General features: G+C 46.5%; 22 protein-coding genes and 1 tRNA gene. 21 read left to right on the top strand and 2 right to left on the bottom strand.

Annotated features, from left to right (window positions below):
* The first annotated feature begins 21 nt into the window (after positions 1 to 21).
* The 3 genes from icd to WFI24_RS11530 all read left to right on the top strand — a co-directional run bounded on the left by icd (position 22) and on the right by WFI24_RS11530 (position 2,831).
* Positions 22 to 1,314 carry an NADP-dependent isocitrate dehydrogenase gene (gene icd / locus WFI24_RS11520; RefSeq protein ID WP_145319541.1) on the top strand — a complete coding sequence of 431 codons (1,293 nt, stop codon included), beginning with the start codon at positions 22 to 24 and terminating at the stop codon, positions 1,312 to 1,314.
* A 15-nt stretch (positions 1,315 to 1,329) separates the two neighbouring features.
* The gene (gene mdh, locus WFI24_RS11525; RefSeq protein WP_336760852.1) at positions 1,330 to 2,271 is read left to right on the top strand and encodes a malate dehydrogenase; all 942 of its coding nucleotides are present in this window, start codon (positions 1,330 to 1,332) and stop codon (positions 2,269 to 2,271) included.
* 134 nt (positions 2,272 to 2,405) lie between these two features.
* On the top strand, positions 2,406 to 2,831 hold the full coding sequence (locus tag WFI24_RS11530; protein ID WP_336760853.1) for a hypothetical protein: 426 nt from the start codon (positions 2,406 to 2,408) through the stop codon (positions 2,829 to 2,831).
* A 218-nt stretch (positions 2,832 to 3,049) separates the two neighbouring features.
* Here the strand turns inward: WFI24_RS11530 and WFI24_RS11535 are convergent, their stop codons facing one another.
* Complete coding sequence (locus tag WFI24_RS11535; protein WP_336760854.1) at positions 3,050 to 4,609, bottom strand: histidine kinase N-terminal 7TM domain-containing diguanylate cyclase; 1,560 nt, start codon at positions 4,607 to 4,609, stop codon at positions 3,050 to 3,052.
* Positions 4,610 to 4,999: 390 nt separating this feature from the next.
* On the opposite strand from WFI24_RS11535, the gene WFI24_RS11540 reads away from it, so the two are divergent.
* The 12 genes from WFI24_RS11540 to WFI24_RS11595 all read left to right on the top strand — a co-directional run bounded on the left by WFI24_RS11540 (position 5,000) and on the right by WFI24_RS11595 (position 18,184).
* Positions 5,000 to 5,869, top strand: a complete 870-nt coding sequence (locus WFI24_RS11540; protein ID WP_145319532.1) for an SDR family oxidoreductase — start codon at positions 5,000 to 5,002, stop codon at positions 5,867 to 5,869.
* 296 nt (positions 5,870 to 6,165) lie between these two features.
* Entirely contained in the window at positions 6,166 to 6,513 is a 348-nt protein-coding gene (locus WFI24_RS11545; protein WP_336760857.1) for a cupin domain-containing protein, read from the top strand.
* 43 nt (positions 6,514 to 6,556) lie between these two features.
* The gene (gene pnpS, locus WFI24_RS11550; RefSeq protein ID WP_336760858.1) at positions 6,557 to 8,380 is read left to right on the top strand and encodes a two-component system histidine kinase PnpS; all 1,824 of its coding nucleotides are present in this window, start codon (positions 6,557 to 6,559) and stop codon (positions 8,378 to 8,380) included.
* A 116-nt stretch (positions 8,381 to 8,496) separates the two neighbouring features.
* Positions 8,497 to 9,225 carry a response regulator transcription factor gene (locus WFI24_RS11555; protein WP_145319524.1) on the top strand — a complete coding sequence of 243 codons (729 nt, stop codon included), beginning with the start codon at positions 8,497 to 8,499 and terminating at the stop codon, positions 9,223 to 9,225.
* Between the two features lie 152 nt (positions 9,226 to 9,377).
* On the top strand, positions 9,378 to 10,559 hold the full coding sequence (locus tag WFI24_RS11560; RefSeq protein WP_336760860.1) for a methyl-accepting chemotaxis protein: 1,182 nt from the start codon (positions 9,378 to 9,380) through the stop codon (positions 10,557 to 10,559).
* Between the two features lie 228 nt (positions 10,560 to 10,787).
* Positions 10,788 to 11,543 (top strand): phosphate ABC transporter ATP-binding protein PstB, encoded by a 756-nt coding sequence (gene pstB / locus WFI24_RS11565; protein WP_036609821.1) that lies wholly within the window; start codon positions 10,788 to 10,790, stop codon positions 11,541 to 11,543.
* A gap of 63 nt (positions 11,544 to 11,606) precedes the next feature.
* Entirely contained in the window at positions 11,607 to 12,266 is a 660-nt protein-coding gene (phoU, locus tag WFI24_RS11570) for a phosphate signaling complex protein PhoU (protein WP_145319518.1), read from the top strand.
* Positions 12,267 to 12,502: 236 nt separating this feature from the next.
* Positions 12,503 to 15,157 (top strand): DNA polymerase I, encoded by a 2,655-nt coding sequence (gene polA / locus WFI24_RS11575; RefSeq protein WP_336760863.1) that lies wholly within the window; start codon positions 12,503 to 12,505, stop codon positions 15,155 to 15,157.
* A gap of 118 nt (positions 15,158 to 15,275) precedes the next feature.
* Complete coding sequence (gene mutM / locus WFI24_RS11580) at positions 15,276 to 16,112, top strand: DNA-formamidopyrimidine glycosylase (RefSeq protein WP_336760865.1); 837 nt, start codon at positions 15,276 to 15,278, stop codon at positions 16,110 to 16,112.
* 132 nt (positions 16,113 to 16,244) lie between these two features.
* A complete protein-coding gene (locus tag WFI24_RS11585; protein ID WP_442956213.1) occupies positions 16,245 to 17,018 on the top strand; it encodes a manganese efflux pump in 774 nt (257 codons plus the stop codon).
* A 9-nt stretch (positions 17,019 to 17,027) separates the two neighbouring features.
* Positions 17,028 to 17,624 (top strand): dephospho-CoA kinase, encoded by a 597-nt coding sequence (gene coaE / locus WFI24_RS11590; RefSeq protein WP_145319506.1) that lies wholly within the window; start codon positions 17,028 to 17,030, stop codon positions 17,622 to 17,624.
* On the top strand, positions 17,621 to 18,184 hold the full coding sequence (locus WFI24_RS11595) for a lytic transglycosylase domain-containing protein (RefSeq protein WP_062833563.1): 564 nt from the start codon (positions 17,621 to 17,623) through the stop codon (positions 18,182 to 18,184). The genes coaE and WFI24_RS11595 overlap by 4 nt, the downstream gene beginning before the upstream one ends.
* An 80-nt stretch (positions 18,185 to 18,264) precedes the next feature.
* On the opposite strand, the gene WFI24_RS11600 is transcribed toward WFI24_RS11595, so the two are convergent.
* Complete coding sequence (locus WFI24_RS11600) at positions 18,265 to 18,486, bottom strand: alpha/beta-type small acid-soluble spore protein (RefSeq protein WP_091032511.1); 222 nt, start codon at positions 18,484 to 18,486, stop codon at positions 18,265 to 18,267.
* A gap of 116 nt (positions 18,487 to 18,602) precedes the next feature.
* On the opposite strand from WFI24_RS11600, the gene nrdR reads away from it, so the two are divergent.
* From nrdR to WFI24_RS11630, 6 genes are all read left to right on the top strand, one after another.
* Positions 18,603 to 19,070 carry a transcriptional regulator NrdR gene (nrdR, locus tag WFI24_RS11605; RefSeq protein ID WP_062833564.1) on the top strand — a complete coding sequence of 156 codons (468 nt, stop codon included), beginning with the start codon at positions 18,603 to 18,605 and terminating at the stop codon, positions 19,068 to 19,070.
* Positions 19,071 to 19,256: 186 nt separating this feature from the next.
* A tRNA-Ala gene (locus WFI24_RS11610) sits at positions 19,257 to 19,329 on the top strand.
* A gap of 251 nt (positions 19,330 to 19,580) precedes the next feature.
* Positions 19,581 to 20,393, top strand: coding sequence for a lysophospholipase (locus WFI24_RS11615; protein ID WP_442956214.1), 813 nt, complete (start codon positions 19,581 to 19,583; stop codon positions 20,391 to 20,393).
* 46 nt (positions 20,394 to 20,439) lie between these two features.
* Complete coding sequence (locus WFI24_RS11620) at positions 20,440 to 20,967, top strand: MarR family winged helix-turn-helix transcriptional regulator (protein WP_336760869.1); 528 nt, start codon at positions 20,440 to 20,442, stop codon at positions 20,965 to 20,967.
* A 148-nt stretch (positions 20,968 to 21,115) separates the two neighbouring features.
* A complete protein-coding gene (locus WFI24_RS11625) occupies positions 21,116 to 22,465 on the top strand; it encodes an FAD-binding oxidoreductase (protein ID WP_336760871.1) in 1,350 nt (449 codons plus the stop codon).
* 184 nt (positions 22,466 to 22,649) lie between these two features.
* Positions 22,650 to 25,337 (top strand): LuxR C-terminal-related transcriptional regulator, encoded by a 2,688-nt coding sequence (locus tag WFI24_RS11630; RefSeq protein WP_336760873.1) that lies wholly within the window; start codon positions 22,650 to 22,652, stop codon positions 25,335 to 25,337.
* Positions 25,338 to 25,344: the final 7 nt, after the last annotated feature.

The raw sequence follows: 25,344 nt of genomic DNA on the forward strand, positions 1-25,344 counted from the left end.
AACTTAGGAGGAATTTTAACTATGAAATTAGAAAAATTTGCTCACCCAACTGAAGGCGAAAAAATTCAAATTGATAACGGTACACTTCAAGTACCTAATAACCCGATCATTCCATTTATTGAAGGTGACGGTACAGGCCGTGACATCTGGAAAGCTTCCAAGCGTGTATTGGATGCAGCTGTTGAAAAAGCATATGATGGCAACAAAAAAATCGCATGGTATGAAGTGTTTGCTGGACAAAAAGCATTCGATACATACGGTGAGTGGTTGCCGAATGATACACTTGAAGCCATTCGTGAGTATATCGTAGCGATCAAAGGACCATTGACTACGCCAATCGGTGGCGGTATCCGTTCCCTGAACGTAGCGCTGCGCCAAGAGCTTGACCTGTACACATGCTTGCGTCCGGTACGTTATTTTGACGGTGTACCTTCTCCGGTAAAACGTCCTGAGTTGGTAGACATGGTCATTTTCCGTGAAAATACGGAAGATATCTATGCAGGAATCGAGTATGCTGAAGGTTCTGAAGAAGTGAAAAAAGTAATCCAGTTCCTGCAACAAGAGATGGGTGCTAACAAAATCCGTTTCCCTGAGACTTCCGGTATTGGTATTAAACCGGTTTCTTCCGAAGGTTCCAAACGTTTGGTACGTGCAGCAGTGCAGTACGCAATTGATCATAACCGTAAGAGTGTTACATTGGTGCACAAAGGTAATATCATGAAATTTACTGAAGGTGCCTTCAAAAACTGGGGATACGAAGTGGCTGAAGAAGAGTTCGCTGACAAAGTATTCACTTGGGCACAATACGACATCATCAAAGAAAACGAAGGTACAGATGCAGCGAATGCAGCACAAAAAGCCGCTGAAGATGCTGGTAAAATCATCGTAAAAGATGCAATTGCCGATATCGCTCTGCAACAAGTATTGACTCGTCCAGGTGAGTTTGATGTAATCGCAACTCTGAACCTGAACGGTGACTATCTGTCTGATGCACTGGCTGCGCAAGTTGGCGGAATTGGTATTGCTCCTGGAGCGAACATCAACTACGTAACAGGACATGCCATCTTCGAAGCGACTCATGGTACTGCACCTAAATACGCGGACAAAGATGTCGTGAACCCTGGTTCCGTTATTCTGTCCGGTGTAATGTTGCTTGAGCACTTGGGATGGCAGGAAGCAGCTAACCTGATCTACAAAGGTATGGAAACATCCATTAACAATAAAACAGTAACGTATGACTTTGCACGTCTGATGGACGGCGCTACTGAAGTGAAATGTTCTGAATTCGCTGATCAAATCATTAAAAACCTGTAAGGGGAGATGTGAATCGTGACTATTCAGCGCAAAAAAATCACAGTAGTCGGGGCCGGGTTTACTGGAGCTACGACCGCATTGATGCTTGCCCAAAAAGAACTCGGGGATGTTGTACTGGTTGATATTCCTCAACTGGAGAACCCGACGAAGGGGAAAGCACTCGATATGCTGGAAGCAAGTCCTGTTCAAGGATTTGACAGCCATATCGTCGGTACTTCCAACTATGAAGATGCTGCAGGTTCTGAGATTGTAATCATCACGGCTGGTATTGCCCGCAAACCGGGTATGAGCCGCGATGATCTGGTCAATACGAATGCGGGTATCGTGAAGTCCGTTTGTGAAAATGTGAAAAAATATTGCCCTGATTCCATCGTCATTATTCTAAGTAACCCGGTGGATGCGATGACGTATGCTGCCTATCAGACCCTCGGTTTTCCTAAAAATCGTGTTATCGGTCAGTCGGGTGTTCTCGATACAGCACGTTATTGTACCTTCATTGCGCAAGAGCTGAATGTATCTGTTGAAGATGTTCGTGGATTCGTTCTTGGAGGCCACGGAGACGACATGGTGCCACTCGTTCGTTATTCGAGCGTGGGTGGTATTCCGATTGACACGCTGATTCCGGCAGACCGCATCGAGTCGATTGTTCAACGCACACGTGTTGGCGGTGGCGAGATTGTGAACCTGTTGGGTAACGGCAGTGCCTATTATGCACCAGCGGCTTCACTCGTTCAGATGACCGAAGCGATTTTGAAGGACAAGAAACGCATCATTCCAGTGATCGCTTATCTCGAAGGTGAATATGGCTACAATGATCTGTTCCTTGGTGTACCAACCATTCTGGGTGGTAACGGCATTGAGAAAATATTTGAACTTGAACTGACAGCGGAAGAAAAAGCAGGATTGGACAAATCGGCTGATTCCGTACGCAACGTCATTTCGGTAGTAAACTTATAAGTTTGATCACTTTTTGAACAGAAATAGAAAGAAAACCTCCGGAGAGCCGGAGGTTTTCTTTTCTTTGGATAAGTTCCCCAGTATAATGGGATGTGATGTATAGCACACCGAAAATGTTGAGGAGGATGAAAATTTTGACAATGATTATGTATCTGCTCCATATTGTTGGAGCACTGGCGATGGGGTTCTATCTGATTTTGCCATTCGTGGTCGGTAAAATCCGTACCTTGAATGCTGCAGCACAAGAAGGAGCATTTACATCGCTTCGTTCTTTGAACAAAGTCGCGCAGTATGGACTTGTGATTCAACTTCTTACAGGTGGTTACCTGATGACAAAAGGTGAGTATTCTCATATCTGGATGGCTGTCGTTGTTGTTCTGCTCTTGGCTATTGCGGCTATTGGAGGAATTATGGGTAAACCGCTGCGACTTGCTGCAGAAGGTGTGAAGAACAAGCGTGATGTGGGGGCGGAACAAAGCAAGATCCGTATGTTCAGTACACTTCTGGCTGTGTTCTTGCTGATCATGGTGTATCTGATGGTGAATAATCAGGTAATCTAAGTACGTTGTGGACGGTTAAACCAACTCTACGATGATGTATTCTGAGCCGTAGATGAAGCGTTTGCATGTCATATGGACAAGCTGAACCAGTTTACGTAAGAGGGTATTACGTTATAACGAATGAAAAATAGACAGCCTCTTGGGCTGTCTATTTTTGTTATTGCGACGAGAAGCTCGCAATTGTCTTGTTACATCGCATCAGAGGAGGCCAGCTTTGGTTAGACTGTACTCACAGCATGTGTACGAACTGCATTTCGACCATTGCGCTTGGACTCATACAAGGCAGTGTCAGCGTCGCGCAGCAAGGACTCCAGGGAATCCACCCCGCCATTGTACTGGGCAATACCAAAGCTTGAGGTTAGCGTAATAGGGAGACCCTGAACATCGAGCGGTTCATTCAACAAGGCAACTCTCAGTTTCTCTGCCAGTTTCTCAGCTTGTTGAAGCGATGTATTCGGAAGAGCAATGACAAACTCTTCTCCTCCATAACGGGCGAACAACATCTCAGGGTTCAAATATCGATTACATACAGAGACCACATGAATGATGGCCTGATCTCCAACATCATGTCCGTAGGTATCGTTGATGCGTTTAAAGTGATCAATATCAAATAAAATAAAGGAAACAGGTTGCAGATTAAGCTGAGCTTCACTCAAAATTTCCCGCCCCTTATGCAAAAATTGCGTGCGGTTATATATTTTGGTCAGACCATCGAAATATGCCAATTGCTTCAACTGTTCTTGCAAGAAACGTTGTTCCGTTATATCAATAAGCATAATGAGGCTGCCCACAGTCTGTGCATCCTTGTTGTACACGTAAGATGTTCGGACCTGATAACAGACGGTCTCTCCGTTTAACTGCCAGTACAGATCGGTTTGTAATCCTTCCCTGCCATATTCGACGGGAAAGGCCTCTCCTGCAAGATTAAGCCATATGTCATCCAAGGGTTGGCCGATCATCGCCAGATTAAGCTCTGGCAACATGTCACGCAGAGATCTGTTGAAATCGACAAGGCGATTGGAACTATCCAGTACAATGACACCTTCACGCATGCTCTCGAAGATACTGTCTTTGGCGATCGGTACGATGGTCAGCAGACGTGAGGATAGAATCGCCCAGATATACATGGCAGAGGTAATACACATGAGTACTGGCACGGGGTCCATTCCGCCGGGCGTCAGACCAAGCAAATACAGGAAAGCGGCGACCATTGGAATAATCTGCGAAGTAATCAGTGTAAGTAATTGACGACGATACATCTTCTTGGTGTGTCTCCATTGTCCAATCAGAATAAGACAGGCACACAACAGACAGGAGAAAGTGAAAGCACCGTGCACGACATACCATTGGCCTACTGCGATGTCCATCAGAGGTACGGAACTATCTTCTCTTAGCCATACTTTTTTATAAAAGAGATGATGAAAGTCATTGGTTGCTACCATACATAGCGTAATGGAAGGGATTACAAACAGCGCGGCAGTTACCTTTTTGGATAACGTTTTTCCTGTATATTTTATCATCAGGATAAGGCCGAGAGAGGCGGAGAAAGGCATGCCTATATACTCCACGGTGGTCCAAAACTTCATTTGCTCCAGCGTGTTGCTGGCCAGCTCAATCGCGTAACCAAAAGTATAGATGGAGAGTGCTGCTGTGTAGAGAATGAATATTTTGGCATTGGGAATCTCGGATCTTCTGAAATAGGTATACAAACACAAAAACACATTCAGTACGGCTGAAGTGGCTACGAGTGTTATATATGAATTAATATGCGATTCCATTGTCAGGTCTCCATGTCAGGTTAGAATGATTAAGCCAGCAATAATGAAAATCTAAGCACATCTGTATACTGTACATTGTACATCAGCCCAAGCAGCATAGGAATACACTTTGTATCATGAAACAGTCTAATTTCGAATAAATTTCGAATTTTCGGCAAAAGAAGGTATGACGCAAACAGGTTGTTTGATATCCAAGTATCGTGGTAAATAACGATTAGAGACAGCACGCTGAAGCTTGAGTTGCTGTTGATCGCAGAAGAATAATCTGGACTATTACTGCCATCCTACAGAATGAGACTTTTTTCAGAGAACGAAAGACAAGGAAGTGTGCAGTTATGTCCATGTCTTCTGTAATCCAAATATGTTCACATTTTGAGAGGAGAATGTTAGATGTCAACTACACCACAAAATCAAAAAACAATGCCGGCACAGCACCAGGATCAACGCCCCGGAATCGAATCGGAGATGCATCCCAGACCGGAATTTGAGAAGCCTGAATACAAGGCAGCAGGCAAACTAACGGGTAAGGTTGCGCTCATTACAGGGGGTGACAGCGGGATCGGACGTGCTGTTGCTGTGACGTACGCCAAGGAAGGCGCGGATGTCGCGATTGTATACCTGAGCGAGCATGAAGATGCCAAAGAGACGAAGCGTCAGGTCGAACAAGAAGGACGCAAGTGCATCTTGATTGCCGGGGACATTGGTGACGATACCTTTGCCAAGAAGTCGGTTCAGCAGACCGTAGATGAACTGGGTAAACTGGACATCGTCGTGAATAACGCTGCAGAACAGCACCCACAGCAGAACCTGGAGGATATTACACCAGAACAGCTGGAACGTACATTCCGTACCAATATTTTTGGCATGTTCTATGTGACGCAGGCTGCACTGCCCCATCTGAAGAGTGGCAGTACGATTATTAACACGACATCCATTACGGCCTATCGCGGCAGCCCGACCTTGCTTGACTATTCATCTACCAAAGGAGCAATCACATCGTTCACACGTTCTCTGTCGATGAATGTGATTGAGAAGGGTATTCGTGTCAATGCCGTTGCACCGGGACCGATCTGGACACCGCTCATTCCATCCACATTTGATGAGAAGAAAGTAAGCGAGTTCGGCGCAACGCAGCCAATGAAGCGGCCGGGACAACCGGATGAACTGGCTCCCGCTTACGTATACCTTGCTTCGGATGATTCTTCGTATGTGAGCGGACAGGTGATGCATGTGAATGGTGGCGAAGTGGTGAACGGGTAATTCGTTAAGAAGGTTCAGGTTCGGAATAAGATTAATATTAGAGAGGCGTATCGCTTTCAGCATTGCTGAGCGGTGCGTCTTTTTTATGTGAGGGTATACAAGGCAAAGGATATAGTTTAGCACCTGTTTACAAAAGTCTGCATCTCTGTTGATACAACTATGATATTTTACCATTAGCCCTGTCTGTCTGAAGCCGAAGTAGCACCGTTTGTTGCAAAGCTCGATTGAAAAGAATGGAAGACTAATGATCTGTGATATGATAGATCGAGCAAGTTTACTTCAGGGGGTTCATGCATATGAAAATGAGCAAACAGAATGCAGCACATTATATATGGGGTGCACAGTGTGATGGATGGCATCTCGTTCAAAATGAAACACTGAGTATCATTCATGAGCGGATGCCGGCAGGAACGGCTGAAATACGACATTATCATTCGATAAGCCGTCAGTTCTTTTTTATCCTCAGCGGTGAAGCCTGCATGGAACTACAGGGAGAAGAGTTCGTGCTGGAAACCCATGAAGGGATAGAGATTCCTCCAGGAGAGCCTCATCAGATGATGAATCGGAGCGATTCAGATACCGAATTCCTGGTTATTTCCCAGCCTGGCACCCGTGGGGACCGAATTGAACTGGATTCGTTGTAGAGCAAGTCATTAAATATTAATTTGATCATAAAGGAAGAGATAGATGAGACCGTTCCGAATTCGCCTTGCCATCATTATGATGGTGCTGATCGGTGTATCCGTCATAGTGGCTGGATATACGATGGGCAGAGTGTTTAAGACTACGCATACTACCGCACTGGAGCAAACCATGGTGCGCGAGATTAATTTGCTCAAAGCCACATTCCCTTTCCATGATGCAAGTGATCCAACCTCGCAAGAAACACGAAAGTATTATTCAGATCGGGCGCTGGAATTAGATCGTCTGACGGATTCCCGGGTAACCTTCATCAATAAAGATGGAACGGTCATCGGAGATTCAGAGAGTGATCCGGCCTCTATGGATAATCACTTGGACCGGGAGGAGATTAAGGGTGCCGTTGGAGATGGGTACGGGCAGTCCATACGTTACAGTGAAACATTGGGACAAGACATGCTCTATGTGGCACTACCTGTGAATTCGGATCAAAGTGACATGATTGAAATACCGAGCGGCAAATTTGATGGCTACATCCGTCTTTCCATGAGTCTGCAGGCTGTGGATCAGGGTCTTCAGCGTGGCTGGATAATCATGTTTGCTGCACTGGGACTGCTGTTCCTGATTGTCGCGTTTGTCAGTTACCGGGTTGCACGGGGATTAACCTCTCCGATTGAGCATATTACGAAAGTAGCCCATCGAATTACCAAGCTGGAATACGATGCGAGAGTTGATGTCACGCGCAGGGATGAGATCGGACAGCTTGGGCTCGCGATAAACGGAATGGCAGACAGTTTGCAGTCTCAGCTGAAGACGATTCGTGATAATGAGGCGCTGCTACAGAGTGTCTTGGCGAATATGACCGGAGGCATTGTCATGATTGATGCAGCGCAATCCATTGCACTGGTCAATCGGGAAGCAGAGCGTATGCTGGGCATTCAGGCTGGAAAGGTTACGGGTAAGCCTTATATTGAACTGAAGAGACACTACGAGTTGACCCGTACCATTGAAGAGAGCGTTTCACTTCGTGATCGAATGCATGAAGAAGTGAGCGTGTTCAATCCGGAAGAAAAATTGATCCGTATTGACGGCGTACCGATGTCCGAAGATGATGGCGGGTATCGAGGCATGTTGTTCCTGTTGCAGGACGTGACAGCAATCCGGCGACTGGAATCAATGCGCAGTGAGTTCGTTGCGAATGTTTCTCATGAGCTCAAAACACCTGTTGCTGCAGTCAAAGGCTTTGCCGAAACGTTGCTCAGTGGCGGGGTTCAGGATAAAGAGACAGAGCGCTCATTCTTGCAAATCATCTATGATGAAGGCGATCGACTTAATCGTCTAATTGGGGATATTCTGGAGTTATCCAAAATTGAATCCAAACGCGCACCGCTGCAATGCTCACCTGTTCATGTGCACTCTTTCTTCGAGATGGTGCTGGGCACCCTATCCAAAGTGGCGGAGAAAAAGCAGATTCGTCTGGAAATGAATGTTCCCGAGGAACTGTACATTGAAGCAGATGAGGATAAAATGAAGCAGATCTTTATCAATCTGTTATCCAACGGAATCAACTACACCCCTGAGGGCGGACGTGTGAAGTTGCAGGTGAATATGGATCAGAACGATGATGAAGTCGTGTTTGCTGTGTCGGATACGGGCATTGGCATACCGAAAAAAGATTTGCCGCGAATCTTCGAACGTTTCTATCGCGTGGACAAAGGCAGATCCCGTAATTCCGGGGGCACGGGGCTTGGACTTTCCATTGTTAAGCATCTGGTGGAATTGCATCATGGCAAATTGTCTGTAGAAAGTGAGCTGGGCATGGGTACAACGTTCCGTGTTATCCTTCCATTCATTCAGGACGAAGAGATCTAGGTGTTTGGGCGCAAAATGTAAAAAGTATGTATTGTTTTACACAGCGTTAACATTTTAGTGCTATGATAGAAAAAGTGTTGTGGCAACAGACAACCTATGAAGAGAGAAGGGGTATCATGGCACAGCGTTTGCTAGTTATTGAAGATGAACCTACATTATCGAGATTGCTCACGTATAACCTGACACAGGAAGGTTATGACGTTACAGCCGAGGATCACGGATCTGCAGGATATGACCGGGCCTTGTCTCAGGAATTTGATCTCATTTTGCTGGATCTGATGCTTCCGGGCATGAATGGTCTGGACATTCTGAACAAGCTAAGAATTCAAGGTGTCACTACGCCCGTTATCATTCTGACGGCCAAGAACGGTGAAGCCGAGGTTGTGCAGGGGCTGAAATCGGGTGCCGATGATTATATTACCAAACCATTTGGCGTATCTGAGTTATTAGCCAGAGTGGATGCGGTATTAAGACGTTATTCCAATGGTGAAGATTTACCACAGCCAGAGGACAAGGATGGCTCACGAATTATTCTGGGAGAGCTGGAGATCTATCCTCTGAAGTATGAAGTGACTCTGGGTGGACAATCCATCAGCCTGCGTCCGAAAGAGTTCGAAGTACTGCTATATTTGGCCAAAAAGCCGGGTGTGGTGCTGACCAGGGACGATCTGATGAACGCTGTGTGGGGCTTCGATTATATCGGAGGCCAACGAACCGTGGATGTTCATGTCAGTTCATTACGTAAAAAACTGGAGCTTGATCCGGAATCGGTTCACATTGATTCGATTCGTGGTGTAGGTTATAAATTGGTTGTCAAAAGAAAAACTCCCCATCATTCAAGTTAGCAATGATCGGGGAGTTTTATTTTACGTTCATTTAACATAAAGGTAGATTTTTCTTTACGTAGAGGGAGTAGCATGGACTTATCTTAGTGATACTTTGTACCTATACATCCCACCTCAAGACGGAGCTAATACGTAAAGGAGATTGCGCATTTATGCCCATGTTGCTCGAAGTGAAACCCGATCAGCCTCATGTTGTTTTACATAATGAAGAATTAACGACACCCATAATGGAGCAAACTGAAGTAGCACTAGTTACTGAAGAACCTGTAATCCATTTGCATGACTATTATCGTCAGGTTCCTGTCGCCGGGGTCCATACAACCTGTGGAGAAGCTGCAACGATGATGAATCAGGATCAGGAGCACCCATGTATTGTACTGTGTGATGAACAGATGAAACCGACGGGATTGTTAATGCGAGAGACCTTATATCGAATGTTAAATGGTCGGTTTGCCGCAGATCTATTTTACCGTAAGCCGGTCATACAAGTAGCCAATGCTTCTCCGGTTATTGCGGATATTCATATGGAAGCCACAACGATTATTGATATCGCCCTTGGACGGGATGAACAGCATTTCTACGACTGTCTGCTGGTTACGGAACAAGACAGACTGCTCGGCGTGCTGACGATGCGTGATGTGATGTCCCTCTCCCGAAGGCTGCAACAGGCTTCATCGGCAGAGCGTGTACGTACGGTAACCGAGAGCAGACAGGAGATATCCAGAATCAACGATGCAGTCACCAAGCTGGTGCATGCAGCTAATCAGACGGTACATGAAGCCCGTGAGATCATGGCATTGTCCAAGCATGGAGAAGAGAGTCTGAAGGACGTCGATGCTTCCTATAACCGGGTACATCAGCACATGGAGAGCCAAGGGCAACATGCAGATCATATGTTGAATTCGATCAAAACAGGATCGGGGATGGCACAATCCATCCGGTCGCTGGCAGATCAGAGTGGCCTCCTTGCCCTGAATGCTTCCATAGAAGCAGCTCATGCGGGTGAATATGGACGAGGCTTTCAGATTGTTGCAGGCGAGATCCGAGCGCTCGCAAAACAGACCCGCGAAGTTGCAGGGAACATGTCTTCTTTGCTTGAGAACATTGGTGGACTGACCCTTCAGACCGTAGAACTGGTTAAGGCAAGCGGAGCGGAGATTGACGACAGTTCAGTGCATGTCACCGCGGGAGGAGCAACGTTCCGGCAACTGAACAGTGCGGTGAGAGACCTCTCCCGTATAGCAGAGGAGATTGCCATGGAAGGCGGCAAAGCTGGTGAAGTCGCAGAGCATATTCGAATGAAGCTGGATGAGATGGTCTCGGATAGCGAGTGAATTACATGCAATTCAATAAGGCAGACATCAGTAATCAGATTGATCGATGAAGCAGATCATGAAGGTTAAGGATGTCTTTTTACATTCCGTTAACATGAAAGTGATACTGTTTTTACAATGAGAGGGTAGGATAATAAAGATGGCCGAGCAGCGATGAAAGAATATCAGCATCGGTCTCAACGTAAAGGGAGTTTCAGTGTCCCTGCAGCGAAGGAGAAGTGAACATCCATGAAGGACCTCATTCACATTGAAAATCTTAATTTATACTATGATACGCATCACGCGCTTAAAAATATATCCATGGATCTGCCGGAAAAAACCGTTACTGCGTTCATCGGGCCTTCGGGTTGTGGTAAATCAACATTGCTTCGCACATTAAACCGGATGAATGACATGATTCCGGGTGTTCGTGTGGAAGGACAGGTTATGCTGAATGGCTCCGATATTTACAGTAATGAGATTGAAGTGGAGACACTGCGTAAACGGGTCGGCATGGTGTTTCAGCAACCGAATCCTTTTCCGAAATCCATCTATGATAACGTAGCTTATGGACCGCGCCTACATGGGGTAACCCAAAAGGCTGAACTGGATCAGTTGGTGGAACAAAGTCTGGTCCATGCTGCACTGTGGGATGAAGTGAAGGATGTATTGAAGAAGTCGGCACTTAGTCTGTCTGGTGGACAACAACAACGTCTCTGTATTGCACGGGCGCTGGCTGTACAGCCTGACGTTCTGCTGATGGATGAAGCGACGTCAGCGCTTGACCCGATCTCCACATTGAAGATTGAGGAACTGGTCAAGGAATTGCATCACAAGTACACGATCGTTATGGTTACCCACAATATGCACCAGGCGGCACGGGTGTCTGGACGCACGGTATTTTTCCTGAATGGTGAAGTGGTGGAGGCAGCTGATACGGAGACGTTATTCTCCACACCGCAAGATTCCCGAACCGAGGATTATATCTCCGGAAGGTTCGGTTAAGCGAGCTGAATTGGAACGATCCCGGCATACCCGGAGATGATGGACAAGGAGGACATGAAATCTATGATTCGCAGAAAAGAATTTGATCAGGAGCTTGAAGAGCTGCGTACCTTGCTCAAGCAAATGGGTGAACATGTTGGAGCGGCACTGGATGGTGCCATTGAGAGTTTACAGACGATGAACGCGGAGAAAGCTCAGGTCATCATCAAGAATGATGCGAATCTGAATGCCCTTGAAGACAAGATTATGGAACTTGGCTCCAAACTGATCATCACACAACAGCCGGTGGCGAAAGATCTCAGACGTATAATCGTTGCATTCAAAATCTCCAGTGATCTGGAGCGTATGGGAGATCTCGCACTCGATGTGGCGAAGGTGACACTGCGGATGGATGGGCAGGAGCTGATTAAACCATTGGTGGACATCCCGCAAATGGCAGAAATCGTGAAATCCATGATCGATGAATCCATCGAATCTTTCCTGAAAGAAAACACAGACCTGGCCTATAAAATGGCTCAAACAGACGATCAGGTCGATCAATTGTACAGTCACATGATCAGTGATCTCTACACGTTAATGACTGAGCACCCGAATCAGGCTTCTCAGGCCATGTTGCTGATGATGGTTGGGCGTTACATTGAACGTATTGGTGATCATGCGACTAATATTGGTGAGAGCACGGTATATCTGGTAACAGGTAAACGTCCGGATCTGAATCAATAGGAAGAGCATTGCTTTGGAATTGGGGAATCAGTGCTTGCAACAAAAGCAATAATACCGAAATGAAGAACTTTCTCTTGAGTAGCCTGTTCACAGACTACCCACAGAGAAGGTTCTTTTTTACGGGTAAAACTAAAGTGAAAAGTTGGCTATTCTTTTTTGATGTGACAGGTGGGTATGGTATCATGGGAGTAGATGTGATTTGAAGATGTTGACCATATGATACGCGAGGTGCTGGAATGGACAAGTTTATTCTCATAGATGGAAATAGCATTATTTACAGGGCGTTTTTTGCAATGCCGCCTCTGACCAACTCCAAAGGTTTGCATACGAATGCGGTATATGGCTTCACCACAATGCTGCTGAGACTGCTTGAAGAGCATAATCCTACACATGTCATGGTCGCTTTTGACGCAGGCAAAATCACGTTCCGCCACGAAGGGTATCAGGAATACAAGGGCGGTCGGGAGAAAACACCACCAGAATTGTCAGAACAATTCCCATTGCTGAAGGAACTGCTCAAGGGACTTGGCATTGCCCAGTTTGAGCTGGCTGGATTCGAAGCGGATGACATTATCGGAACGCTGACCAAACGCGCAGATGAAGCGGGCAGACAGGTGCTCGTTGTATCGGGTGACAAAGATATGCTGCAGCTCGCTTCTGAACATGTACATATCGGACTGACGCGTAAAGGGGTAACCGAGATTGAGTTGTATGATCCTGCTCAGATTAAGGAACGCTACGGTCTGACACCACTGCAAATTATTGATCTAAAGGGTCTGATGGGCGACACATCCGATAATATTCCGGGTATTCCCGGAGTCGGGGAGAAAACCGCGTTGAAGCTTCTGCATCAGTTCGGATCGGTAGAGGATGTGCTGAACAGCACAAGTGAACTGAAGGGCAAGATGAAAGAGAAGATTGAGGCACATGCCGAAGATGCCCGGATGAGCAAACAACTCGCGACGATTCACCGGGAAGTTCCGCTGGAGCAGACGTGGGAAGATATGCAATTCGCCGGATTAAAAGAAGAACATGCCGGCCCCGCACTAGCTAAGCTGGAATTCAAATCGTTGCTCGAACGCCTGTCGTTTAGTGGCACTATCGGTTCTGAACAGGAAGCTGTACCTGCTGCCGAGGTGGAATCCTCCATTGCAACAGAGGACACGATCAGTGAGCTGTTTAGTTCTCTGGATTCCATTGATGTACTCCATGTGGAAACTCATGGGGATAACCCGCACCAAGCGAAACTGATTGGACTAGCTGTAGGTTCCGCTGGAACCTATACGTTCATATCTCCAGAATTACTTCATTCCGATGCTGCGGCTCCAGTGCGGGAATGGCTCGGTAATTCAGACCAGCCGAAGCGCGGGTATGATCTTCATCGTGTAGACCTGGCCCTCCATGCGCATGGCATTGAATTCGCTGGGGCGTCATTCGATGTACAGCTGGCGGCGTATTTGCTTGATCCAACAGAGTCCAACCAGACGATTAGTGGACTCACGACCAAGTATGGTCTGCCGTCCCTCGTAGAGGATGACACAGTCATGGGCAAAGGCGCCAAGTACAAGGTGCCGGAAGTGGAGATCTTGGGCGATTTCCTGTGCCGCAAAGCTGCTGCAGTCGCAGCCATTATCCCACTTCAGGAGCAGGTGCTTGAAACCGATGAGATGAATTCGCTGTTCCATGAACTGGAGATGCCGTTGTCACGCATATTGGCAGACATGGAGAAACAGGGCATCAAGGCCAATACAGCCGATCTGCAGGCTTTGGGCAGTGAGTTTGAAGAACAGATCAGCAGATTGATGGCTGAGATCTACAAGCTGTCAGGAACGGAATTCAATCTGAATTCACCAAGGCAATTGGGTGAGATTTTATTTGATAGACTGGGCTTGCCTGTCGTGAAGAAGACCAAAACGGGTTATTCCACAGATGCGGAAGTATTGGAGAAATTGGCTCCTTATAATGATGTAGTCAAGCATATTCTGCAATATCGTCAGCTTGCCAAGCTGCAATCCACTTATGTGGAAGGATTGCTCAAAGAGATATCCCATCGGGATGGCAAGGTGCATACGTATTATCGGCAGACCATTGCTGCAACAGGGCGACTTAGCAGTCAATTCCCGAACTTGCAGAACATTCCGATTCGGATGGAGGAAGGTCGCAAAATTCGGAAGGTATTTGTTCCTTCCGAGCCAGGATGGTCCATTTTGGCGGCAGACTATTCCCAGATTGAACTGCGTGTACTGGCACACATTTCGGACGATGAGCGCTTAAAGGAAGCGTTTGTCAACGATATGGATATTCATACGAAGACCGCATCGGATGTATTTGGCGTGAAGCCTGAGGATGTGGATGGAGATATGCGTCGTTCCGCCAAAGCAGTTAACTTTGGTATCGTTTATGGAATAAGTGATTATGGCTTATCACAGAACCTGCATATTACGCGTAAAGAGGCTGCGCAGTTTATTGATCAGTATTTTGAAGTCTTCCAGGGTGTTCGCCGATATATGGATGACATTGTGAAGGAAGCTCGTCAGGATGGTTACGTTAAAACGTTATTGGAACGCCGTCGCTACCTGCCGGAGATTAATGCCAGCAACTTTAATTTGCGTTCCTTCGCAGAGCGTACGGCGATGAATACACCTATTCAGGGAACAGCCGCGGATATCATCAAGCTTGCCATGGTACAGATGGATGAAGCGCTTCGGGAACGCAAGTTGAAGAGTCGCATGTTGCTTCAGGTGCACGATGAACTTGTATTCGAAGTACCTGCCGATGAATTGGAACTGATGAAAGAATTAGTGCCTTCTGTCATGGAAAAAGCTTTGGAACTGTCGGTTCCGCTGAAAGCCGAAGTCAGCTTTGGGGATAACTGGTACGAAGCGAAATAAATCAAGCGCCGCACGGTTTTTCCGGTATTTTACAATAGGCCTTTCCATGTTAGCGATATAAGAAAAGGGTCCCGCTGAGCGTCATCTTCCGTTATAATATAGGGGAGGTGAGAACATCATGCCGGAATTACCGGAAGTCGAAACAGTCAGAAGAACATTGAATCAGCTTATTGTAGGCAAGACCATTGATCATGTTACGGTTAGCTTGCCGCGGATTATTCAGCGGCCAGACGACATAGATGCATTTGCACTGGAACTCGCGGGACATACCGTAATTGGGGTGGAGCGTCGAGGCAAGTTTTTGCGCATTTTGCTGGACGGGCTGGTGCTTGTCTCCCATCTGCGTATGGAAGGAAGATACGGTGTGTACGAGCAGCATGAAGATGTGGAGAAGCATACTCATGTGATCTTCCATTTTAATGATGGTACGGAGTTACGTTATAAGGACGTGCGTCAGTTCGGTACGATGCACCTGTTTAATACAGGTGAGGAACTGGTATCCAAACCTTTGCTGAAGCTGGGACTGGAGCCGCTTGACCCGGCCTTTACGTTAGCAGCGTTCCGAGAAGCAGTGGGCAAACGAACAACCAAAATCAAGGCTGTGCTGTTAAATCAGGCATATGTGGTTGGTATCGGGAATATTTATGTGGACGAGGCTCTATTTCGCGCAGGCATCCATCCCGAGACCATCGCCAAGACACTAACCGAAGCTCAGTTAACGGTGCTCCATGAAGCGATTGTGGCTACGTTGCAAGATGCAGTGAATGCAGGGGGATCTTCCATCAAATCCTACGTGAACGGACAGGGTGAGATGGGGATGTTCCAGCATCAATTGAAAATCTATGGACGCAAATCGGAACCTTGTGCAACATGTGGTACGTTAATCGAAAAAACGGTGGTTGGTGGCCGTGGTACGCATTTTTGTCCGAACTGTCAGCCGCTGAACATGAACTGAATGAACGAAATGATGAAATCATAGCACCCTTGGATTCCTCCCTCCATATACTGATATGGCAGAAATAAGCGGGCGTATACCCATACTGGCATCTTCAGTTGGCACGAGTACCGCACAGAGGAGGAGTCCGGGGTGCTGCATCATTTTATTTCATTGCTGGCGCTTGCTTTGGCGCTTAGTTTAGATGGTTTTGGAGTCGGGATTACATATGGGTTACGGAGGACTAAGATTCCCCTGTTATCTATCGCTGTTATTTCGATCTGTTCGGGATTGGTTATTGCTTTGTCGATGCAAGTAGGTGTGCTGTTGTCCCATGTGGTGTCACCGGATATCGCTTCGATTGTGGGAGCCGTTATATTGATAGGTATTGGTGCATGGTCACTGTTGCAACTTATTCGAAAGCAAGGCAAAGAACAGCTGGAAACATACACTAGATCGGGTGAGGGAACAGAAACAACGGTAACTGGTGTTGGAGAAGCACAAAAGACGCTGACGGGTTCAAAAGGCAGGAATCAGGTGCTTGCGCTGGATCTGGAGCAGTCGGCTTCAGGTGGATCGCTGGAACGCATGGTTTTTACATTGGAGCTGCGTAAGCTGGGGGTCGTCATTCAGATCCTTCGCAGTCCCTCCAAGGCGGATATGGATAACTCGGGAAGTATATCTGCCCAAGAAGCGATGTGGCTGGGTATTGCCTTGTCTCTGGATGCGTTTGGGGCAGGATTGGGAGCGGCACTTCTGGGATTCCCTACACTGTGGACGGCACTCATTATTGCGCTGTTTAGTGGAGCATTTCTGTTACTTGGGATGAAAGTTGGACTGCGATTCTCAGCTCTGCGCTGGATGCGAAGACTGTCTATACTGCCAGCACTATTGTTAATGATTATGGGAATAATGAAGCTGTTATGAGGTGAAACGATGAATATAGGCTTAACCGGCGGGATCGCGACAGGCAAAAGCAGTGTTTCCGCCTATCTCGCCAGTAAGGGAGCGTTGCTCATCGATGCAGACGTTATTGCCCGGGAAGTTATGATGCCCGGGCATCCCGTGTTGGCCGCCGCTGTTAAGCGGTTCGGACAAGCCATACTGAACGAAGATGGAACACTGGATCGGAAAAAGCTTGGAAGTATTGTTTTTCAACAACCAGAGGAACGAAAGGCATTGGAGGCCATCACACACCCGGCAATTCGTAGAGAGATGCGTGAACGGGCTGCCGCATACGCATTGGAACATCCGGATAAACTTGTGGTATCGGATATTCCTTTGCTGTACGAATCGGGTCTGGAAGATGGTTTCGAGGAAGTTATGGTTGTATATGTTCCAAGATTAGTCCAACGAGATCGCTTGATGAGTCGGGATGGAATGACTGCAGAACAGGCTGAGGCTCGAATGGATGTACAGATGGATATTGAGCGCAAAAAGCAGCTTGCAGACATTGTCATTGATAACAGCGGCTTATGGCCTGCGACGGAGCAGCAAATTGACTCATATCTAAAGCGTAAGGGTTTGTTATGAAAATATTGCGCAAGAAACGTGTACTGTTGTTGATGTTTGTGTCCTTTGTATTGGTATTATTCCTGAATACAAACTGGATGGCATGGTTCTATCCGATTCATTATAAGGAAGAGATTCGTGCCCAATCCCAGAGCTATGAGGTTGATCCGTTTCTGATTGCTTCCATAATCAAGGTGGAGACCAATTTCAAGACAAGCAAGGAATCCAAACGAGGAGCCATTGGACTCATGCAGCTGATGCCGGACACGGCCAACTGGATACTGGAACAAGCCAAAATTCCCGACACTTCGCTGGAGGAATTGAAGCACGAGCCTGAACGAAATATTCAGTTAGGCACATGGTATCTGCGGAATCTGTCTGATCAATTCGATGGTAATGAAGCGGTGATGATCGCTGCCTATAACGCGGGTCCGGGCAAAGTGAACAGTTGGCTTAGAGATGGTGTATGGGATGGCTCATTCGATACGGTGAAGGATATTCCGTTTGGTGAGACGCGTCACTATGTACAAAGAGTCATTTACTATTATAATCAGTATGTAAAGATCTATAATACGTTCTGAGTATATAAGGAAGCACAGAGCAGGCCGGTTGTTCACCGGCCGCTCCATGCTCCTCTGTGTAGCGTATTACAATGCAGATATTATTGGTATTGACCTGCCAATTGCTGTTCTGCAATTGTTACCAGACGCTTCGTGATGTATCCACCGATCGAACCGTTCTCGTAAGAAGTCATGTTACCTTGGTATCCGTCTTGTGGGATGCTGATTCCGAGTTCTTGAGCAACTTCGTATTTCAGTTGTTCGAGGGCTGCGGAAGCTCTAGTTACCACCAGGTTGTTGGAGTTACCGTTGCTTTGTGCCATTGCTGTTCACCTCCTCGCGGGTTGGTAAAAGTATTATGTGTCGGCAATGCATTTTTCATTACAAGATCAGTACAGGCAATATGTGGTAAAAAGTAAAACATGGGAAGTGATCTGATTTGAAATGTCCTTATTGCGCTTTTCTGGGCACCAAAGTCCTTGATTCACGGCCGGCCAATGAATCAAAATCGATTCGTCGCCGTCGTGAATGTGAGCAATGCGCCAGAAGATTTACAACGTTTGAGATGATTGAGGAAACACCATTGATCGTCATTAAGAAAGATGGCAGCCGGGAAGAGTTCAGCCGGGACAAGATTCTCCGCGGGCTTATTCGTGCCTGTGAGAAACGTCCGGTCTCTGTTGAGACGCTGGAGATGATGGTATCTGAAGTAGAGAAGTCTCTGCGTAATACAGCCGATGCTGAGGTCGAGAGTCGCCAGATTGGTGAGTTATTGATGGAGCAGCTGTTTCCAGTTGATGAAGTGGCGTATGTGCGCTTCGCTTCCGTGTATCGTCAGTTCAAAGACATCAATATGTTCATGAAAGAACTGAAATCCCTTTTGTCCAAAGACAATCTGGAGGATTAGTGAAGTGGGTAAAGGGAGAAGAGCAGTCTGGGGTTCCAGTCCGTATGTGCCAGTGAAATCGGTTGTTCTTCTCCAATCACTTTGCGTCATGAAAAAGTGATTGACAGCGAAAGCTGGATTTTATATGATATAGAAGTCGCCTGTGGAACATAGCAGAGCTGGACAAGCTTATCAATTTCATATCCTGGGGCCTTAGCTCAGCTGGGAGAGCGCATCGCTGGCAGCGATGAGGTCAGGGGTTCGATCCCCCTAGGCTCCATAGTCAAGAACGCCATCACAATATTGTGATGGCGTTCTTTGTTATATGTTTCTGAGAAAATGAACCTATGATTGATTTTGTGTAAGCGCTTCAATTTATTGTAGACAAAAGGAACGTACAGATGATATTGTTTTCATAAGAAACTATATTGTTTTTAATAAATATTATTTTATTGTAGTAAAGTACATTATATGTGCCTAAGACAAAGGATTTTATCTGAATGTTCTTGAGCATCACGAAGGAGTGGGATAATGATGAGCAAAATCGAGACAACAATTGAAACCTTTGACAGTACTCGGCTATATTCGAGTAAGAATTTAGTTAGTGATGCGAAGGCAGCCGTGGTCATTGTTCATGGTCTATGTGAGCATGCAGGGCGCTACGATTATGTGACCGAACAACTAAATAAACGTGGTTTTAATGTGTATCGCTTCGACCATCGCGGTCATGCCAGATCCGAAGGGCAGCGTACGTTCTACAGTGATTTCCACCAGATTATAGAGGATGTCAACGTTGTGGTGGAAAACGCATTGCAAGAGAGCAGCAATCTTCCGCTGTTTGTTATCGGGCATAGTATGGGCGGTTTTGCAACCTCATCCTTTGGAACGAAATATCCTGGTAAGGTTAAAGGCATCGTACTATCCGGAGCGCTCACTCGTTACAATACAAAAGTGGCCGGAGAACTGCCGATGGATCTTCCTGCAGGCACGTATTTCCCGAATGAGCTGGGCAGCGGCGTATGCAGCGATCCCGCAGTTGTATCCGCTTACGCGAATGATCCGCTGGTTGAAAAGCAGATCTCTGTAGATTTATTTAACAGCTTGGGAAATGGCATAGCATGGCTCAAGGAGAACGCCAAGCAGTTTGTAGATCCCGTACTTGTTCTGCATGGGGCCAATGACGGGTTGGTCAGTGAACAGGATTCTCGTGACTTTTACGGGGATATCGCTTCAACTGATAAAACACTCAAAATTTATGCTCATCTGATGCATGAGATATTTAATGAACCGACTCGTGATGATGTTATTGAAGAAGCAATCACATGGATTGAAAAACGGATCTGATTTCAGTAGAGTAAGAGAGAGAATCTGAATATGAAAGGGATTACTCATGAAATTAGATTGGATGGGCGACCATCGGGAACTGATTGAGAAAATTATCAAATACGGCAATGCGTACTCGAACACCTATAAGCTGCAGCGAAGTTATGGTACGGACATGATGTTCTCCGCTTCACAGATTCAGACGCTGGAATACATTCTTGAAGCCGAGGACAAGGAAGAGAACATGTCGGAAATGGCCGCACGCCTGGGTGTAAGCCGTAGTACATTTTCCAAAAACGTGAAGAATCTGACGGAAAAAGGTCTGCTCGAAAAATTTCATTTAAGCGGCAACCGCAAAGACATTTACGTCAAACCTTCGGCGAAAGGGCGCGACGTATATGCGAAGTACACCGAATTTGTGCGGGAGCTTTGCTTTGATGAGATTTTCAAGTATGCAGATCAGATTTCAGAAGCGGATAAGCAGAACTTTGTTCGCATCATGGATTTGTTTGCCGACGTGCTCGTCTGGTATGGTGAAAAAGAACAGGAAGCGCGCAAGTTAATCAGAATTGATTCCGATTCGCGCAGCGACTAGTTTCGAGATACACATACAGATTCAATCTGAAACACGAACTTTGAAATTAAGGCGCCAGCCCATTCCCTCCGCGAATGTCCGTCATACAGTATAAAGTGCTGGATGCAGCAGAGGCTGTAGAACATTTATTCAATAGGGAGTGGGACGTGTGAAATCATCAACAAAGCTTACCGGACGGGTTATTTATAAAGGAGATCCGGGATATGAAGCGGCGCGCAAGAACTGGGACCCGCATACCGACAAGTATCCTAAAGTCTTTGTATTTGCCCAAAAGACGAAAGATGTCTCCAATGCCATCAAATGGGCTCGTGAAAATAATGTACCGATCAGGCCGCGGAGTGGAAGACATGCGCTTGAGGTCAATCTTTCACAAGTGAATGGTGGAATTGTCATTGATGTAAGTGATCTGAATTCCATCAAGCTTGATAAAAAAAATGGAACCGTTGTTGTGGGGACGGGTAACCGAGTAGGGAGAATTGCGAATACCCTCGCCAAGCAAGGATTCATAGCTCCTTTTGGTGACAGCCCCTCCGTAGGAATCGGTGGAATTACGTTAGGTGGGGGAATTGGGCCTCTCCAACGTACCATCGGTCTCATCAGTGATAACCTGCTTGAGGTGGAGATGGTGGATGCGAACGGAAAAGTGATTCGGGCCAATAAAAATCGCAATGCGGATCTCTTTTGGGCCTCGCGGGGAGGCGGCGGTGGTAACTTCGGAGTATATACCCACTACAAATTCAAAGTGCGTCGTGCTCCAGCGAAGGCGACTGTATATAAGATTACCTGGCCATGGGCTCAATTCGAAAAGGTGCTCAAAGTATGGCAGAAGTGGGCTCCCTCTGTGAATACAAGATTAGGTAGCGAATTGTCCATCGGACCGAAAAAAGGCGGTAATGTCGTCATGGAGGGACTGTTCTTAGGTTCAAAAACAGAGGCTCTCCGTCTATTGCAGCCGATTACGAGTGTTGGCACACCGACGAGCTCCATTGTTCGCTTGTTACCTTACACAGAAGTCGTGAAGTTCTTATTACTTCCTGATCCGACCGAGACTCAACGGTATAGCAACCAGTTTTCGTCCGGTTTTGGACGACAGCCGTTCCCAGACAAAGCCATTAAATCGATGCGCGCATTCTTGGAGAAATTGGAAGAGGGACCAGGCGGATTCTATTTCCTCAACTGGGGCGGAGCGGTAAGTCGCAAATCACCTAGATCAACCGCGTTCTTCTGGCGCAAAGAGAAGTTCTATGTGGAATGGAACAGTACGTGGGTCAAACCATCCCATGCCGCTAAAAATATCGCACTCACTCGGAACACGCGTAAGAAGTTGCAACCATACATTGTGGGTTCCTATATCAACGTTCCGGATCAAGGGATCAAAAATCCCGGTCTAGTGTACTATGGAGCCAACTATGCCAGACTGCGCAGAGTCAAAGCCAAGTATGATCCGAAAAATGTGTTTAACAATCCGCAAAGCATCACGCCGGCTCGGAGAGCGTAAAGGTAGAGCCATTCATTTTTACTAGCAGCTTGTGCTAATCAGAAGTTAAATTTGTCTATATACTACTAATCAAAAAGACACGTCTTTTATGGCGTGTCTTTTTGATTTTTATGGTAGTATAGATGCCAAAACGATATATGAACAATACAGTTGCTGTTCGTAACCCTTGAATGGAGGTTGGCTCATGTATGCACCGATCTTATCTACGAAATTAACCATTCCAGTTCAGCGCTCCCATGTAGTCGATCGTCCCCGCCTGTATGTCCGTTTGGACGAGGGGATGCAGGCTAAACTCATACTGGTCTCTGCTCCTGCTGGATCAGGCAAAACACTACTCGTCAATCAATGGGTTAAGTCTTCTTCAATAGATACAGCTTGGCTCTCGCTGGAAGAAGCGGATAACGATCCTTCACGTTTTTTGACATACCTGTGTGCTTCGTTACAGACGATTGTCCCCCAACTTGCTGAAGGAATCATGGGATTTGTTCAATCTTCCGAGCCGCCACCCATCGAGACCATTATTACATACCTTCTTAATGAAGTTTCTGAAATAACCGATCATTTTGTACTTGTTCTGGATGATTATCATCTCATGACTTCAGAAGTGATCCATCAAGCGCTTGTCTACTTACTGAGGCACATGCCCCCACATATGCATATCGTCATGACGACGCGTCAGCAACCCAAGTTACCTTTGGCTCGACTGCGGGCAAAGGGGGAATTGATTGAATTACGTGGTAGTGATTTACGTTTTACTTCTGCCGAAAGCAGTGAGTTTTTGGATCGGGTCATGAGATTGAAACTTTCAAAAGAAAACATCACTCTCCTTGAAGAACGAACAGAAGGCTGGGTTGCCGGGTTGCAGTTAGCCGCCTTATCCATGCAGGGTTCTTCTGATCCGAATCACTTTATGGAAACGTTCAGTGGCAGGGACCCATTTGTACTGGACTATCTAATGGAAGAAATATTACAAGGGCTAACCGAACAGGTACAGAACTTTTTGTTGAAAACGTGCATGTTGGATCGATTATGCGGTTCATTGTGTGATGCGATCTTGGATATAGGTGAACCAAAGGAACATGAATCCGTTGATTATACCGGACAGGACATGTTGGAGTGGCTGGAGCAAGCCAATCTGTTCATCGTTCCCCTGGACAATGAGAGGCGATGGTATCGTTACCATCATCTGTTTGCAGATTTATTGCGTAAAAGAGTACACCAGAATTCAAATTACGCCGGCACTGCTGAGACTGCTCTGTCTGTTACTGAGATACATAAGCGAGCGAGCATCTGGTATGAGAAGCATCAAATGGAGCTGGAGGCTTTCAATCATGCTGTAGCTGCAGCAGATACTCATCGGGCGTCGGATTTGTTGGAAGGTAACGGTATGCCACTTCTTTTTCGCGGAGGTGCTGTTCCTGCGCTTCAATGGTTGAGTTCTCTATCCTCAGCAGAAATGGATTCAATACCCTCCCTATGGGTGATGCATGCGGCTGCGTTGTTAGTGTCAGGACACATGGTAGACGTGGAAATCAAATTGCAGTCTGCTGAACAAGCGTTACAAAATATGGAACCTGAACAGATCGATTCTGATCTGATTGGACATATCGCTTCCATCCGAGCCACGCTGGCTGTCAGCTTGCACGATGCGGATACGATTATTACGGAGTCACTTCACGCACTCAAATATTTGCATCCTCATAATCTGCCCATTCGTGCAGCAACAGCCTGGACATTAGGGTATGCATACCAGCTTCAGGGAAAACGTGTGGAAGCTGAATTGTCCTACCTGGAATCAGTAGCGAACAGTACCAAGATCGGACATCATATCATCACAATGATGGCGACACTGGGCTTGGGGAATATACAGGAATTCAACAATCAGCTACATCTGGCGGCTGAATCTTATCAGCAGGTGGTACATATGGCAGGTAAGCCACCGCTACCCATTGCATGTGAAGCACATTTGGGTCTGGCGCGAGTTCATTATGAATGGAATAATCTTGGTGTGGCGATGTTACACGCTCAACAGAGTGAGCAGTTGGCACAGCAATTTGTCCAAACGGATAGAGTTGTTGCAAGTGAGTTATGGCTCGCCCGACTGACGCTTGCGAAGGCGGATCTTCATAAAGCCGATATCATGTTAGGTAGAATCAACGAAACGGCCCAACGGTTAAATTTTACAAAGGCGATCCCTGATATTACTGCTGCATACGTTCTTGTGCTCCTTCGTCAGGGCAATCTGAAAGAAGCAACGCGATTATCATGGGACAGAAATCATGCGCTTAGTCAGGCCAGAGTAATGTTGAGACAGGGTGCTACTATAGAGGCACTTGGTATTATGGAATCCTGTCTTCGCTTGACCATAACCAAAGGCTTCAAGGATGAACAGCTCAAGGCAACAATTCTTCTGGCGGTTATTCATGAGGAACATGGGAATAGAACACAAGCTATCGAGCTCCTGACTGAGGCAATGATGATGGCAGAGCCAGCAGGCTTCATTCGTGTATTTGTAGACGAAGGTATTGTCGTGCACAGCCTTTTGAAGAGGATAACAGCACGCGGTGACTCACGTTTATATCTGCTTCAATTACTGGCTGCATTTGAAGCTGAGGACAACAGAATAGAAATGATTTCCGAAGAGACAGATGTATATCCGAGCGTCTCCGAACTGCGGATTGATCCGTTAAGTGTGAGAGAGCTCGAAGTATTACGTCTCATTGCGCAGGGAAGATCCAATCGGGAGATTAGTGAGATACTTCATATTGCACTGCCTACCGTGAAAGGACATAACCGGATTATTTTTGACAAAATGCAGGTGAAGCGACGAACCGAAGCCGTGGCAAAAGCACGTGAATGGAAACTCCTATAACGGGTGT

This window comes from Paenibacillus sp. USHLN196 (assembly GCF_037144955.1).
Lineage (GTDB): Bacteria > Bacillota > Bacilli > Paenibacillales > Paenibacillaceae > Paenibacillus > Paenibacillus xylanexedens_C.

What these genes read in the sequence shown, in the direction of transcription:
- icd (WP_145319541.1), top strand. Translation starts at nt 22, where the DNA reads ATGAAATTAGAAAAATTTGCTCACCCAACTGAAGGCGAAAAAATTCAA.
- WFI24_RS11535 (WP_336760854.1), bottom strand. Translation starts at nt 4,609, where the DNA reads ATGGAATCGCATATTAATTCATATATAACACTCGTAGCCACTTCAGCC.
- WFI24_RS11540 (WP_145319532.1), top strand. Translation starts at nt 5,000, where the DNA reads ATGTCAACTACACCACAAAATCAAAAAACAATGCCGGCACAGCACCAG.
- WFI24_RS11545 (WP_336760857.1), top strand. Translation starts at nt 6,166, where the DNA reads ATGAAAATGAGCAAACAGAATGCAGCACATTATATATGGGGTGCACAG.
- pnpS (WP_336760858.1), top strand. Translation starts at nt 6,557, where the DNA reads ATGAGACCGTTCCGAATTCGCCTTGCCATCATTATGATGGTGCTGATC.
- WFI24_RS11555 (WP_145319524.1), top strand. Translation starts at nt 8,497, where the DNA reads ATGGCACAGCGTTTGCTAGTTATTGAAGATGAACCTACATTATCGAGA.
- WFI24_RS11560 (WP_336760860.1), top strand. Translation starts at nt 9,378, where the DNA reads ATGCCCATGTTGCTCGAAGTGAAACCCGATCAGCCTCATGTTGTTTTA.
- pstB (WP_036609821.1), top strand. Translation starts at nt 10,788, where the DNA reads ATGAAGGACCTCATTCACATTGAAAATCTTAATTTATACTATGATACG.
- phoU (WP_145319518.1), top strand. Translation starts at nt 11,607, where the DNA reads ATGATTCGCAGAAAAGAATTTGATCAGGAGCTTGAAGAGCTGCGTACC.
- polA (WP_336760863.1), top strand. Translation starts at nt 12,503, where the DNA reads ATGGACAAGTTTATTCTCATAGATGGAAATAGCATTATTTACAGGGCG.
- mutM (WP_336760865.1), top strand. Translation starts at nt 15,276, where the DNA reads ATGCCGGAATTACCGGAAGTCGAAACAGTCAGAAGAACATTGAATCAG.
- coaE (WP_145319506.1), top strand. Translation starts at nt 17,028, where the DNA reads ATGAATATAGGCTTAACCGGCGGGATCGCGACAGGCAAAAGCAGTGTT.
- WFI24_RS11595 (WP_062833563.1), top strand. Translation starts at nt 17,621, where the DNA reads ATGAAAATATTGCGCAAGAAACGTGTACTGTTGTTGATGTTTGTGTCC.
- WFI24_RS11600 (WP_091032511.1), bottom strand. Translation starts at nt 18,486, where the DNA reads ATGGCACAAAGCAACGGTAACTCCAACAACCTGGTGGTAACTAGAGCT.
- WFI24_RS11615 (WP_442956214.1), top strand. Translation starts at nt 19,581, where the DNA reads ATGATGAGCAAAATCGAGACAACAATTGAAACCTTTGACAGTACTCGG.
- WFI24_RS11620 (WP_336760869.1), top strand. Translation starts at nt 20,440, where the DNA reads ATGAAATTAGATTGGATGGGCGACCATCGGGAACTGATTGAGAAAATT.
- WFI24_RS11630 (WP_336760873.1), top strand. Translation starts at nt 22,650, where the DNA reads ATGTATGCACCGATCTTATCTACGAAATTAACCATTCCAGTTCAGCGC.